This window comes from Draconibacterium halophilum (assembly GCF_010448835.1).
In the GTDB taxonomy this organism is placed as follows: Bacteria; Bacteroidota; Bacteroidia; order Bacteroidales; family Prolixibacteraceae; genus Draconibacterium; species Draconibacterium halophilum.
The window spans coordinates 2,188,954-2,201,813 of the sequence record NZ_CP048409.1; the positions used below are offsets into that span (position 1 = coordinate 2,188,954).

At 37.9% G+C, this 12,860-nt stretch carries 15 protein-coding genes; 2 read left to right on the plus strand and 13 right to left on the minus strand.

Going from position 1 to position 12,860, the window contains the following annotated elements; genetic code table 11:
* Window positions 1-68 precede the first annotated feature (68 nt).
* From G0Q07_RS08830 to G0Q07_RS08860, 7 genes are all read right to left on the minus strand, one after another.
* Window positions 69-1,571: a NapC/NirT family cytochrome c gene (locus G0Q07_RS08830; RefSeq protein ID WP_163345746.1), complete on the minus strand. Its 1,503-nt coding sequence runs from the start codon at window positions 1,569-1,571 to the stop codon at window positions 69-71.
* Window positions 1,572-2,149: 578 nt separating this feature from the next.
* Window positions 2,150-2,767 (minus strand): cytochrome b/b6 domain-containing protein, encoded by a 618-nt coding sequence (locus G0Q07_RS08835; RefSeq protein ID WP_163345747.1) that lies wholly within the window; start codon window positions 2,765-2,767, stop codon window positions 2,150-2,152.
* Window positions 2,768-2,769: 2 nt separating this feature from the next.
* Window positions 2,770-3,708 (minus strand): cytochrome c3 family protein, encoded by a 939-nt coding sequence (locus G0Q07_RS08840; RefSeq protein WP_163345748.1) that lies wholly within the window; start codon window positions 3,706-3,708, stop codon window positions 2,770-2,772.
* A 112-nt stretch (window positions 3,709-3,820) separates the two neighbouring features.
* A complete protein-coding gene (locus tag G0Q07_RS08845) occupies window positions 3,821-4,714 on the minus strand; it encodes a DUF5777 family beta-barrel protein (protein WP_163345749.1) in 894 nt (297 codons plus the stop codon).
* A gap of 19 nt (window positions 4,715-4,733) precedes the next feature.
* A complete protein-coding gene (locus G0Q07_RS08850) occupies window positions 4,734-5,111 on the minus strand; it encodes a hypothetical protein (RefSeq protein WP_163345750.1) in 378 nt (125 codons plus the stop codon).
* Window positions 5,112-5,175: 64 nt separating this feature from the next.
* Entirely contained in the window at window positions 5,176-6,279 is a 1,104-nt protein-coding gene (locus G0Q07_RS08855; protein WP_163345751.1) for an ammonia-forming cytochrome c nitrite reductase subunit c552, read from the minus strand.
* Between the two features lie 145 nt (window positions 6,280-6,424).
* Complete coding sequence (locus G0Q07_RS08860; protein ID WP_163345752.1) at window positions 6,425-7,156, minus strand: Crp/Fnr family transcriptional regulator; 732 nt, start codon at window positions 7,154-7,156, stop codon at window positions 6,425-6,427.
* A 371-nt stretch (window positions 7,157-7,527) separates the two neighbouring features.
* Between G0Q07_RS08860 and G0Q07_RS08865 the strand changes: the two genes are divergently transcribed.
* Window positions 7,528-7,890, plus strand: a complete 363-nt coding sequence (locus G0Q07_RS08865) for a hypothetical protein (RefSeq protein WP_163345753.1) — start codon at window positions 7,528-7,530, stop codon at window positions 7,888-7,890.
* A gap of 40 nt (window positions 7,891-7,930) precedes the next feature.
* The gene (locus G0Q07_RS08870) at window positions 7,931-8,308 is read left to right on the plus strand and encodes an energy transducer TonB (RefSeq protein ID WP_163345754.1); all 378 of its coding nucleotides are present in this window, start codon (window positions 7,931-7,933) and stop codon (window positions 8,306-8,308) included.
* An 11-nt stretch (window positions 8,309-8,319) separates the two neighbouring features.
* On the opposite strand, the gene argB is transcribed toward G0Q07_RS08870, so the two are convergent.
* From argB to hisB, 6 genes are all read right to left on the minus strand, one after another.
* On the minus strand, window positions 8,320-9,087 hold the full coding sequence (argB, locus tag G0Q07_RS08875) for an acetylglutamate kinase (RefSeq protein ID WP_163345755.1): 768 nt from the start codon (window positions 9,085-9,087) through the stop codon (window positions 8,320-8,322).
* A 93-nt stretch (window positions 9,088-9,180) separates the two neighbouring features.
* On the minus strand, window positions 9,181-9,780 hold the full coding sequence (gene hisH / locus G0Q07_RS08880; protein ID WP_163345756.1) for an imidazole glycerol phosphate synthase subunit HisH: 600 nt from the start codon (window positions 9,778-9,780) through the stop codon (window positions 9,181-9,183).
* Window positions 9,781-9,795: 15 nt separating this feature from the next.
* Window positions 9,796-10,344 carry a TlpA family protein disulfide reductase gene (locus G0Q07_RS08885; protein WP_163345757.1) on the minus strand — a complete coding sequence of 183 codons (549 nt, stop codon included), beginning with the start codon at window positions 10,342-10,344 and terminating at the stop codon, window positions 9,796-9,798.
* Between the two features lie 27 nt (window positions 10,345-10,371).
* Window positions 10,372-11,256: a formyltetrahydrofolate deformylase gene (gene purU, locus G0Q07_RS08890; protein WP_163345758.1), complete on the minus strand. Its 885-nt coding sequence runs from the start codon at window positions 11,254-11,256 to the stop codon at window positions 10,372-10,374.
* A gap of 51 nt (window positions 11,257-11,307) precedes the next feature.
* Window positions 11,308-11,691: a GxxExxY protein gene (locus tag G0Q07_RS08895; RefSeq protein ID WP_163345759.1), complete on the minus strand. Its 384-nt coding sequence runs from the start codon at window positions 11,689-11,691 to the stop codon at window positions 11,308-11,310.
* 44 nt (window positions 11,692-11,735) lie between these two features.
* Window positions 11,736-12,860 carry a bifunctional histidinol-phosphatase/imidazoleglycerol-phosphate dehydratase HisB gene (gene hisB, locus G0Q07_RS08900; RefSeq protein ID WP_449504579.1) on the minus strand — a complete coding sequence of 375 codons (1,125 nt, stop codon included), beginning with the start codon at window positions 12,858-12,860 and terminating at the stop codon, window positions 11,736-11,738.

Genomic DNA, 12,860 nt, shown 5'->3' on the forward strand with positions numbered 1-12,860 from the left:
ATTTAAATTTATATTACTCAATTTACGTTAATAGTCTGCTGTAAAAATAATAAATATTGTGCCAAAAATTAATATAATGCTGTATGACACATTGAACACATCTCTGTTTTCCATGCTTCAGCCACATCAACGGGGTGCTGAAAGTCCATAGCCTCAAAGGCTGTAGAGTATTGCATGCTATCGGCACTTCCTTGTGCAATTATATTGTGGCACAAGGTACAGTCTTTCGAAATCACCTTTTTTTCGCTTGTTGCGTGCCGGTCGTTGTGGCAACGGTAACAACCATCCGATTCCATATGGCCAATGTTGTTTGGATACGCTTTCCAGTCAGCATTCATATATGGGAAAATATTATTTGAATAATCGTTCTGAATTGTGGCTATTGCCTGGGCTATTTCTTCTTTTTGGGTTTCATAGGCGTCCGGATAGCCACTTTCAAACCAATCTGTAATTTGATTTTCGATGGCAATCATTGCCGTGTCTTTATTCGGATAATCCTGGTAAAGTGCCATCATGGCTGCCAGTTTTATGGCGGGTAGTTCTGATGATATTTTACCCTTAGTCATTGATGCATCAATAAAGTTTTGTGGAGCGTTGTAATTGTGCGATGGCCTGTTATGGCAGTCTAGGCAATCCATTACACGTGTTTCTAACGAATCAAGTTTGGCTTCCGAGACCATATTGTACTCATCAGTATATATATATTCTTCACCGGTTTTCGTATTGGTATATTTTACCCATGGAATGATCTGACGTTTTTCGTCAAGTGCTTTGTATTCAATTTTTACTTCAGGGCTAATATGTTGGTGTATTCCTTTAATAACGCCTTGAGATGTAACTTTTGTACTTGTTTTTACTTGCAGATGAACGACATGTTCAGTATTTTCTTCATCGGTTAAAAATGAATGTTTTACTTTATGCTTGTTATCGTAGAATTTTTCTGGCCAGTGACATTCTTCACAGGTTTCGCGTGCCGGGCGCAAATTCGCAATTGGGGTGGGGATGGGTTGCGGATATTTGTTTGCAAGAACGGAATATACCTGATATAAACCCGAAAGCTTACTTTTTACATACCAACTCGCTCCTGATCCCACATGACACTCAACACAGGCAACACGTTCGTGCGACGATCCGTGGTAAGTTACATATTCGGGCTCCATTACCTGGTGGCATAGTTTTCCACAAAATTCTACCGATTCGGTGTAATGAAAAGCTTCGTAGCTTCCTACGGAAGAAATGATGAGCAGAAAAATCGTTCCCACAATAAAAATGATACTGGCATTTCGCGTAGCCAGGTTATTAAAATTTAGTATAGGCCAGTTTAAGCTTCGGCCTTCCTTTTCTGCCAATCTGGCTTTTTTTCGGTTGATTCGCATTCCGATTGGAATCATGATCAACCCAACGATCATGAATATCGGCAAGATGATAAAGATGAATAAACCAATATATTGTCCGCCAAATCCAAAGGCAATGTTTAATAAAAATAAGGCAAGAATACTGGCCAGGTTAAAAACAGCCAAAACTGCTCCCGAGATCGAAATCCAATTTCTTATTGATGATGGTAATTTCATGATTCCTGTTTTTTGTAACTCGCTGATATATAATTAATCGAAGATTGAAATTTTCCTTCGAAATTTCAAGTACAAAACCTAATTTATAAGCAGTCTATATACGTGCTTGTGTATTGAGAAAAAGTTCAGTATGGATGGGTTTGCTATGGCTTCCTTTATTTTTAAATACTACTAAATCAGTAGGATGTGTAATGGTGTAAATATTTTACCACAAGAAATTGTTTGATTTCAACCTTTAAGTTTTTTAATGCTTTTTCAATTATATAAGAGTTAGTTGTATGTATTTGTGCGTTTTAAAGTGCAAAAATGTGCTTGTAGTTTAAGAATTTTGGTCAAAATTATCTTGATAATAAAGTATTGTATAAAATCTTTTGTAAAGCTTAGAGTCGTTTAATATTGGTTAATATGGAATTGTGCTTTGTTTATACCTAGACAGAGTACTGTTTGCTTAATAATTTTGGATTTGACAAAGAACAAAAAACGGGAGGAATACCTTAAAATTAGTACTACTCCCGAGATAAATCGTTGTAACAATATTGTATGAGCCTGTTCTAAAACAACGCCCTTGTATTTCTGCTCTATATGTGATGCCAGCCGTTAATTATACTTTTAAAATTATCGAGTGGAGATTTACCGATTGATGCAATGTAAAGGTGGATAACCAAGAAGATTGAAATAAAGAATCCCATCGCTGAGTGGGTTACAGCAGTGATAAGTACACCGCTAATGTTATATATTTTATCAAAGATCAGCTCAGGAAACATCAATGCAATGCCGCTTATTATTACCAGTGGAACAACCAGATACATAACAGCTACATAGGTGTATTTTTGCAGTGGATTAAATTTTCTTTTTTCAGAAAGCGGGTAGGGTGCTTTCATTCCGTGAAACATTCCCCAAGCATAATAATAAGCCTGTTTCATTGGTCGTTTCAGGAAGTTACGAGGTTTTATAACGTAGAATTTTTTGTTGCTTGTAAAAAAGTTCCCAAACAAAAACAATCCGTAATTTAATGTTATAATCACTCCGGCATAATTATGCAAGGTAATAATCATTTTAAAGCTGATAAGCGACTCCTCGAAACCCGCATTCATGCTTATTCCGGTAATGATAAGGAGTATTATACCTAAGGCGTTTATCCCATGCCAAATGCGTAACCAAAGCGGGTAGAAATATATTTTATTTTCTGAGCTCATTGTTATTTCTTTTTGATTATAATTCTAAAGATTACATGGATGATAATTCCTGCTAATGCGGCCAAAAAGATAATCAGACTAATCGTTTTAAAAATTGGAATTTGATGCGATCCGATCACATAATTTTCATGCGATAGCACGCCTAGCATAGAACCATCTTCTGCTCTTTCCTGGAGATTCTGGTATTTGTATAACGATGCTTTCAACAGCGAATTGGAAGAGTGACATTCCGCACAGCGGCGAACAGCTTCTTCTTTTGAACGAATATTATGCGATACCATTAAATCATCCTCAACTGCAGTGTGGCATTCGATACAACGTACATGTTTAAAATGCAGCTCCTGGTTGGGGAGCCAATCGTGAATGTCAACTACTGCGAGCTTTTCGTTTTCCGAAACCAAACTGAATCTTTTTATATCGTCGTGGCATGATAGACACATGGCGTTGCTGGTTTCAACAATCTCAGCAATGCTGTTGCCAGTGCGTGCAGTTGGTGTATAGTAATGCTGGTCGTGGCATTTGGCGCAGGTGAAGTTATCACCAAAATTTTGGTAGTGTATGCTTTTTTCAACTTCTTCAGCAATTTTATCGAACTCATATTTTGCATAAGACTCATCACCGCCATGACAGTCTAAACAGGTCATCAGGGGTTCCAGTTTTAACGATGCGGCATGCGGATAAGTTAAATAATCGTATGAATGGCAATCCATACAATCAAAATTTTGATGAACACCGTTGCGTAATCGAACCGTATCGATTATTAGGTATGGATTCATCAGTCGTTTTTCCTGCGTGTCCATCATTTCGTTATGAAACGAATAGGTTTGTTGCGAGTGGCACTTTAAACAATCATGATTTTCCGGGTCATCGTAAAATTGTCCGGAACTCTGAAACGAGATTGCCAGTAACAACAGGATTTGTAGTGATATGAAATATTTCATGGATAAATTCGTATAAATAAGTCTCAATTTTTGCAGCACCTTAATTGAATGAAAAATGGTAATATCGCTTTTACTGATATTACCATCTTTATCTTTTACGCATTTTTAATTTTTAGAACATCCAGATACGTGTAATCGTGAAACCAATGGCCAGGCCTTTGTTGGTCCAGTCGTTTTGGTTATACATCATCATATCTTGTGGAAGTATACCTTGTGCTGTACCAACATAAATCTGGAAAGCATGGGTGAATGTAAAAAATTCAACACCAACCGACAGGTTTTCTTTAGCGTGAGTATCCCACGTATATTGTTCTGTAATGTCATTGATTTTAAGTGGTTTGTCGTAATTGAAAATAAATGATCCCTGAGGAGAGAACTTTAATTTACCACTAAAATGAAGACCAACTACATCGTGGTTGTAATCCCAACCTGCCATATTGTAGTGAGTGAAACTTGCTCCGGCCTGTAATGAGAAAACATCACCGAAATTACGTGTAACTAAAGCTTGCGAGAAATAAGACAATCTGTCGTTGAAATCAATATAATTAGCAAACGTTTGTCCTTTTGTATCCACCGTTTTTCCTGTTCCAATCGATTCAGAATTTCTTCCATCAATGGCTACGTTACCAAATAAGGTAAATGATATTGGCATGCCACTGGTTTTTTGCTGAAGAACTTTCCATTTTGCGTTAAAATCGGTGTACATAAATTTTTTGGTAATACCTGCCCCGATTTGAACATTCTTTAATGGAACATAGTTAAGTGCTAACCTTACGTTAGATCCCGGAGCATAGATTCCCCACAAATCAGATTTTCCATTTTCAAGTGAACCGAATTTGTGTTGAATAATAAATTCCAAAGTTCGTGCATCGGGAATATAAGAAGTTTGAGCATCAATCAATATACCACTGTTAAAAGCGTATACCGGATCAGCTTCCTCTTCCTGAGCAAACGAACTGGAAAGTGTTACTCCTAAAATAATCAGAATCAATATATATTTTTTCATCATTATCAGTTTAGGTTTTTTAATTGTTTTGAGCTCCTTGCGTTATCCAGGTAAGCACCAATGCTGCTTCAGCTTCAGAATATTTCACGTGGTTCCCGGTTGGGCTTGGTTTTGTGTAAATCAAGCTTGATGCAGGATCTGAAGTGTTTATATAGCGGCTGGTATTAAGCGAAGAATACGCATTCTCAGGAGAGAGATCAGGCATTTGATTGCCGGTGGTATGGCATGATACGCATTTTGAAGAGAAAATTGGAACGATCTCACCAGAGAAGGATACTTCAGGAGCACCAGGATCAGTCGGATCAACCACTTCTTCTTCAACAATAAAATTGTACGCACAACCACCAAAAATCAATCCCATAACAACTATTGATAATATAATTTTTAGTGCTTTCATAATATTCAAGTTTGTGAAAAAAAAGACTTCTCCGAAAGAAGTCTTTTTACTCTATTTCTTTTGATTAATTATCTGCCGTAGCAGATAATTCAGCTTCCATTGCCTCTATTGAATTTCGTAACAACGCTTTAACGTATTTTGGATTATGAGCTCCCAAACTACGGTCTTCTTCCAATCCAGTCCAGTTAAAGAAGGCTTGAACCTGAACAGTTGGAAATGTTCCTACATGTGGGTGAAAACCGTCATCTTCGTTTCCTTCAACTACTCCAAGAGCAATAAGTTGATCACGAAGTTCAAGCAACATTTCGTGAACCTCTGTTTGCACACCACCGTAGTTAAAATTGGTTTCGTTGGCGCTATGACAATCGTTACAAGCTTTCATACTAGGAATAAATGAGTGACCACCTTGGGCAAACTGATCTACTTTACCATCTTCATCATCGAAATCGTTTTCATTAAATTCTGCCATGTGACAACCTACACAAGACGCCTGGTTTAAGTGTTTTGATGAACCTACTTCAGGGTAAGCAACTGATCCGGGAATTTCGGCAAAGCCCATACCTGCAACAACATTACCTTGTGCACCGTGGTGTGGTCCGTAGTGAGTACTTGTAATTCTGAATGAGTCCGCTGGTTCTTCAACTCCATATTCAGGAGCTGCTCTGCGCGATTGGTGGCAGTTAGCACATAAGTTGCTGTTACCGCCCAGATCCATTGTTATTGTTTTGTCAAACTTAGGAGTGACAGGATCGTCTAAACGTAATGCATAGTCTTGTCCCTCGAATGTTTTGTGAAGACCGTGACAGGTATTACATTCCCATGCTGACGGGTTTGTGATATCTCCAAGAACCTCTCCTAAAGTTGTATATTGAACAAAACCTTCGTGAGAGTGACATTCTGCACATGATGCACGTCCGCCTGCATAATCAACTGCAATAGCTCCTACGGCGTGTGCCGACATCCAGAATTGGCCTTGTTTGGCCTCCATATTGGCTCCTGAGTGGCAAACCAAACAAGTTACTTGGCCATCAACACCATCGGTTCCATCGGTTCCGTCTGAACCATCAGCACCGGCAGGACCCATCGGCCCTTCTTTTGTACATGAAGAAAACATGAATGCCAGAATAAAGCCTAGCATGAATAATTTTGAGATAGATTTGTAGTTCATAATGTAGTATATTAGGTAATAATATTTGTAATTCCTTTTAACGCAATAAAAGTAGTAGGATAACTATTATGAACTGTGAGTGGAGAAGTGATATAACCGAACAAGGGGATTGATAATAAACAATAACAGTATTGATGTATGTCAATTATCCGTTTTCGCTAATAGAAACTAATGAACTTTCGTCTAATATGCTAATGGTATTTCCCTTGGTGTTGATGTATTTCGAGTCTTTAAATTGGTGAAGTATTCTTACAAAGCTTTCTTTTGTCATGTTCGACATTTCGGCTAATTCCTGCCGCGTAAGTGGTACTGAAAAGCTATCAGAATTGAAAATTTCATTCTTTAAATACAGTAATGTATCGGCCACTCTGCCGGGCATATATTTCTGTGTATGGTCAACCAGTTTTTTTAGCAAATAATTGTTCTGTTTGGTGTGGCTACGTAATAGTTTAACTGCAAAATCGTTGTTTTTACCAAAAATACTGGTCAGGTTAGCCGAGTCAATCATACAACATTTTACTTTGGTGATTGCCGAGACGCTAAAATGTTGAAAATTGCCGTTAAACAATCCTCCTCCGCTTATAAAGTCTCCTGCTTTGGCAATTCTAACAATTACGTTTTTTCCGTTTGTGCTTTCTACATAAAATTTGGCAAGCCCTTCGTTAATACAAATTACGGAAGTTGATGCCGTATTTTGTTTGGTAATTGTTTCCCCAACATTATATATAATCTGTCGTTTTTTGTCAACCAAAAAGTCAATCTCTTCTTGTTTAAGGGGAGAAAAGATGTTGTTTTTATGTTCCTGGATACACGATTTGCAACCTCCTTCATTAAACTTACTTCTTTTGTTACAATTGTCGGTATTTATATTCGCCATTTTAAAGTTTTGGTATTTAGATATTTATAGTATTAGGTTTCTCTTCATGTAATCTTTTGCACAATTCTTTTTTAGAACATCAACATAGTAAAATAATTCAATATTAAAAAATGAGATTTGCTGCTTTAAAATATATGAACGAATGTGATCATCAGCCCTCAGATTACTAAAATGATGAATAGTGTTTATAGAAAAAGTACCCGTGTATTGGTGTTCGATATGCGGACGGAGTAGTATTGTAATTATAGTGTTGTTAGTCGCTTAAATTTTGGGTAAGTCGTTTTATTTGTATTCACTTTTAAGTTTTAGTGAGCTGATGGTTTGATAATATTTATATATTTGATTATCATAAAAACCCAAAATCAAAATAGATGATTCGATTATTAGCCCTGGTGATATGCATTTTATTTAGTTTTCAAAATAGTGTTGCTCAAAAATTAAAAAAGAAGTCGGAAACAAACGGCTTAAGAAAAGAAATTTACCATATTGATAAGAAAACCAAGTTTAAGAATGGTCTTGCCTATATTATAAGAACGGATATAAAGGATACCATTTCAATCGGAAATTATAAGAATAGCCGGCGAGTAGGAAAGTGGAGATTTAATGATGGAGAAAAAGGGGAGCCATATATTATATATAACTATGATAACGACTCGCTGTTATTTTGGAATACTGAACATTTTGCTGATACATTTTTAATTAACGCCGAGTGGTTTAGAAGTAAAAAAGGTTGACAGGCCTGCAATGTACGTGGGGCCCAGGAATGAAGTTGAAATGGAGATTTCGGATAATGTATTTGATATAAATCTTATGAAAAGAGGACTTCAAGGAATGACCGTTGTAAATTATGTAATTGATACCCTTGGAAATTTGTCGAGCGCAAGAGTTGTACAAAGCATAGATAGAGATATGCTTCAGTGGATTGACAGAAGTATGCGTAGCTTGCCCGGAAAATTCTTACCTGCTATAATTGCCGGAAAACCAGTTGAATCTTCAATTTTTGTTCGTGTAAATTTAGAAGAATCAAATTATGCGCATGAGAAACCTTCAGAACTTCCTTCGAGTTTATATGTCTATGATATTCGCCTAATGTACTATAAAACAACTACTGTACGCAAGGTAGAAAGAAGGGGAGCTGCAACAGCTTGGTAATATATGAATTGCTAGATTAAGCGGGTACCTCGCCCAGTTGCAACATTTTCAGGATTGGTGATCAGAATTTCCTGCACGCCTTTAGCTTTTGCACGGAAACCGTTATCCAGTTTCGGAATCATTCCTTCGCTGATAATTCCTTCGTTTTTATATTGATCAAATAATTTGTAGTCGAGATCATAAATTACCGAAGCTTCATCGTTTGGATCGGTTAAAACGCCACGTTTCTCGAAACAATAAAAAAGGTAAACCTTAAAGTAATTGGATAATTCAATCGCCAATTCAGAAGCAATTGTATCGGCGTTTGTGTTTAATAACTGACCTTTAGCATCGTGGGTTAGTGGCGCTACCACGGGAATAACATTTTCATCAATCAGCATTCGAAGTTCGCGGGCATTCACATCGTCAACATCGCCAACAAAACCGTAATCTACATCCTGCACCGGTCGTTTGTGGGCTTTAATTAACCCGAGATCGGCTCCGGTAAGACCCACTGCATTCATGTCGCGTGCCTGCAGACCGGCAACAATCTTTTTATTTACCAATCCGCCATAAACCATGGTCACAACCTCAAGCATATCGGCATCAGTAATACGTCGTCCATCAACCATTTTGGTTTCAATTCCCAATCGTTTAGCAATTTCGGTAGCCGTGCGACCTCCGCCGTGAACCAGTAATTTATTCCCTGAAATTTTGCGAAACTGATCGAGCAGTGCATTTAACGATTCGGGTTCTTCAACTACTTTTCCACCTACTTTAATGATTGTTAGCCTATCCATGATTTTGCTGATTACTTTTTGTTTATTGTTTTTATCCTATGAAGAACGTTTCTTACAGTTTAAAATTGTAGTTACAAAGTTACGTCAGTACGCTCAGAGTTTAAGAAAATTATCCAATATTTTTGCGCCAATAGTTCCGCTTTTTTCCGGATGAAACTGCGTGGCATAAAAATTATCGCGGTGCAAAGCGGCGCTAAACGGAAGAATATAATCGCAGGTGGCAATGGTATGTTCGCTTTTTTCGGCGTAATACGAGTGCACAAAATAAACGTATTCGTTTTCCAGATCATCCGTAAAAAGGTCGCTTTTCAGGTTTTTTATGGCATTCCAGCCCATGTGCGGAACTTTGGTAACATATTCTTCGCCTGGTTTAGGAATAAAGCGTTTTACCTTCTCATTGAAAATACCAAGGCACTGGGTATCGTTTTCTTCCGAGTGGGAGCACATGAGTTGCAGGCCAAGACAAATTCCCAAAACCGGTTGTTTCAATGAAACGATAAGTTCATCAAGCTTGTTTTCGCGCAGGTAAGCCATAGTAGTGCTGGCCTCGCCAACTCCCGGAAAAATCACTTTGTCAGCATTCCTAATTTTGTCGTGATCGGCAGTGATTTCTGCATCTACACCCAAACGGTTTAGCGCATTGTTCACCGATTCTATGTTTCCGGCGTTGTATTTTATAATTACAATATTCATTATCTATTGCTTATTTTATTTTTCAAGTAGAAAGTCGATTACATCTACCATCTCATTAAACTCTTCTTCTTTAAAAAGGCGGGTCATGTACACAATTTCTCCTGTTTTGTCGATGATTACGTTTCGGGTAACTCCGGCTCCTTTAGCTGCAAAAGTGTAAAAGATCTCAGCCCCCGGATCAAGTGCCAACGGATAGGTGGTTTTCATTGTTGCTTTGAAATCCTTAACCTTGTTGAGCGGCTCGTCCATATCAACGCCAATCAAAACAAAATCGTCGTTGTTTTTATGTTTTTGCCAGATTTCTTTTTCAATGTGCGGCATTTCTTTTCGGCATACCGAACACCAACTGGCTGTAAATTGTAACATGGTAACTTTTCCTTTTAAATCGGCTGTTGAAACCTTGGTGCCGTCGGTAAGTTTCATTTCAATATTGGGCATTTGCTGGCCAATTTCTACAATGTAACCGTAGTCGGCCGGAATTTCTTTTTCAGGAATAGTGTTTAGCTGGGCAAATGCTGACATGGCATATAATATAATACAGAGGAAGGAAAATAGTTTTTTCATGTGACTTTTGGTTTTTTATAAACTTATTTAATTAAAAACTACGGTTCTGTTTCTGAACACCAGTACTTTACGCTGAAGGTGTTTGTATACGGCCTGCGAAAGCACGATCTTTTCCAGGTCGCGACCTTTTCGAATTAAATTTTGCACCGTGTCAACGTGGCTGCAGCGTGTAATTTCCTGTTCAATAATTGGTCCGGCATCCAGTTCCGAAGTAACGTAGTGGCTTGTTGCACCAATAATTTTCACACCACGTTCGTGTGCTGCATGATAAGGTTTGGCACCCGCAAATGCCGGCAGGAATGAGTGATGAATATTGATCACTTTATTCGGATAATTATTTACAAAATCTTCTGAAAGGATTTGCATGTAGCGTGCCAGCACTACAAAATCGATGTTGTTTTCCTTCATTAATTTTAGCTCGGCGGCTTCCTGTTCGGTTTTGTTTTCTTTGGTTATCGGGAAATAATGAAAATCAATATCAAAACGTTCAGCAACCGGACGTAATGTTTCGTGATTGCTTATAATCATTGGTATTTCAACATCCCATTCACCTGCGGTGTAACGTGCCAGAATATCAAACAAACAATGCGGCATTTTCGAAACAAAAAGCGCCATTCGCGGAACAGCATTGGAAAAATAAACTTTCCAATTCATTTTTAGCGGGCTGCCAATTAGTGTATCAAAATATTCTCCAATCTTATCGGCAGGGATGGCAAAATTTTCCAATTCCCATTCTACCCGCATGTAAAAGATCTTTTCCTGACGGTCTACATGCTGATCGAGGTAGATGATATTCCCTTTATTCTTATTCAGGAATTCAGTTACCGTAGCAAGAATTCCTTGTTTATCAGGACAGTGAATTAGCAGTATTGCCGTGTCCTTTTTTTCGTGTAGTGTTTTTATTGTCTTCATATTTTCTTGACCGCAGAGAGAGCAGAGATTTACCCAGAGAGACGCGGAATTTTAATTTTTGTATTTATTGATTACTCTTTTTACACCTTTAATTAGTTGAAGAACATTAAAATTAATTAGCAATCCAATCTTGCTGTCATTAAGTTTTAAATATGTTAGTACCTGAGCTAAGTGAATATCGTTTAAAGTTTCAACCGATTTTATTTCTACAATTATTGTATCCTCAACTAATAAATCCATTCTATATCCACAATCTAGTTTTACTTCTTCATAAATAAGTGGCAGTGGTTTTTCTTTTTGAACTTTAGGCCCTGCCTTTTTTAGCTCATAAAAAAGACATTCCTGATAAGCAGACTCCAATAACCCTGGTCCCAGATTTTGATGAACTTTAATCGCACATCCGATGATTCTTTCTGTTATTTGATTCTCAATCATATTCCGAGATCTCTGAGTTTTCTCTTATTCTCTGCGGTAAAAGATTATAATTTCCCTTTTGTTGAAGGCAGATCGAAGTTAAATACATCGCGGCGAATGGCCATTTTTATAGATTTTGCAAGTGCTTTAAAAATTGCTTCAATTTTATGGTGTTCGTTAGCTCCTTCGGCTTTAATATTCAGGTTGCACAATGCTGCATCGGAGAACGATTTAAAGAAATGCATAAACATTTCGGTAGGCATGTCACCAACCATTTCGCGTTTAAAATCGGCGTCCCAAACTAACCACGGACGTCCGCCAAAATCAATAGCTGCCATTGCCAGACATTCATCCATTGGCAGGCAAAATCCGTAACGCTCCATGCCTAGTTTATTGCCAACTGCATTTTTAAAAGCTTCGCCTAAAGCCAGAGCCGTATCTTCGATGGTATGATGTTCATCTACTTCCAAATCGCCTTTTACCTGAACATCGAGATCAACGCCACTGTGGCGGCCAATTTGTTCCAGCATGTGATCGAAAAATCCTAACCCGGTTGAAATGTTACATACTCCTGACCCATCAAGATTTAATGAAACCGAAATTGCCGTTTCTTTTGTGGTTCGCTCAACTTTTGCCGTGCGTTGCGGCGAAGCCACACAAGCGTAAATATCGTCCCAATCGTCTGATATTAGCGCACAAGTATTTGCTAATCCTTCTTTTTCCAGCTCTTCAAGCTGATCGCCGTTATTAATAAAAATACCTTTTGCTCCAAGGTTTTTCGCCAGCATAATATCCGTTTTTCGGTCGCCAATTACGAAGCTATTTTCCAGATCATAATCGCCTTCTAAATATTTAGTAAGCATTCCGGTTGCCGGTTTACGGGTGGTGGAATTATCCTCAGGAAAATGTCGGTCGATACAAATATCGTCAAAAACAACTCCTTCATTTTCAAAAGCTTTCAGAATAAAGTTATGAACCGGCCAAAACGTATCTTCCGGAAACGAATCGGTTCCCAAACCATCCTGGTTGGTTACCATCACCAATTCGTAGTCCAGGTTTTTGCATATGTAATGCATATTGCGAAAAACCTTTGGCAAAAACTCCAGTTTTTCAAACGCATCAATTTGCTCATCGGCGGTTTCGTAATTTAAGGTTCCGTCGCGGTCAATGAATAGTACTTTCTTCATCAT

Bases quoted from the DNA above. Each gene is read 5' to 3' on its own strand.
- G0Q07_RS08830 (WP_163345746.1), bottom strand. From the start codon at position 1,571: ATGAAATTACCATCATCAATAAGAAATTGGATTTCGATCTCGGGAGCA.
- G0Q07_RS08835 (WP_163345747.1), bottom strand. From the start codon at position 2,767: ATGAGCTCAGAAAATAAAATATATTTCTACCCGCTTTGGTTACGCATT.
- G0Q07_RS08840 (WP_163345748.1), bottom strand. From the start codon at position 3,708: ATGAAATATTTCATATCACTACAAATCCTGTTGTTACTGGCAATCTCG.
- G0Q07_RS08845 (WP_163345749.1), bottom strand. From the start codon at position 4,714: ATGAAAAAATATATATTGATTCTGATTATTTTAGGAGTAACACTTTCC.
- G0Q07_RS08850 (WP_163345750.1), bottom strand. From the start codon at position 5,111: ATGAAAGCACTAAAAATTATATTATCAATAGTTGTTATGGGATTGATT.
- G0Q07_RS08855 (WP_163345751.1), bottom strand. From the start codon at position 6,279: ATGAACTACAAATCTATCTCAAAATTATTCATGCTAGGCTTTATTCTG.
- G0Q07_RS08860 (WP_163345752.1), bottom strand. From the start codon at position 7,156: ATGGCGAATATAAATACCGACAATTGTAACAAAAGAAGTAAGTTTAAT.
- G0Q07_RS08865 (WP_163345753.1), top strand. From the start codon at position 7,528: ATGATTCGATTATTAGCCCTGGTGATATGCATTTTATTTAGTTTTCAA.
- G0Q07_RS08870 (WP_163345754.1), top strand. From the start codon at position 7,931: ATGGAGATTTCGGATAATGTATTTGATATAAATCTTATGAAAAGAGGA.
- argB (WP_163345755.1), bottom strand. From the start codon at position 9,087: ATGGATAGGCTAACAATCATTAAAGTAGGTGGAAAAGTAGTTGAAGAA.
- hisH (WP_163345756.1), bottom strand. From the start codon at position 9,780: ATGAATATTGTAATTATAAAATACAACGCCGGAAACATAGAATCGGTG.
- G0Q07_RS08885 (WP_163345757.1), bottom strand. From the start codon at position 10,344: ATGAAAAAACTATTTTCCTTCCTCTGTATTATATTATATGCCATGTCA.
- purU (WP_163345758.1), bottom strand. From the start codon at position 11,256: ATGAAGACAATAAAAACACTACACGAAAAAAAGGACACGGCAATACTG.
- G0Q07_RS08895 (WP_163345759.1), bottom strand. From the start codon at position 11,691: ATGATTGAGAATCAAATAACAGAAAGAATCATCGGATGTGCGATTAAA.
- hisB (WP_449504579.1), bottom strand. From the start codon at position 12,860: ATGATGAAGAAAGTACTATTCATTGACCGCGACGGAACCTTAAATTAC.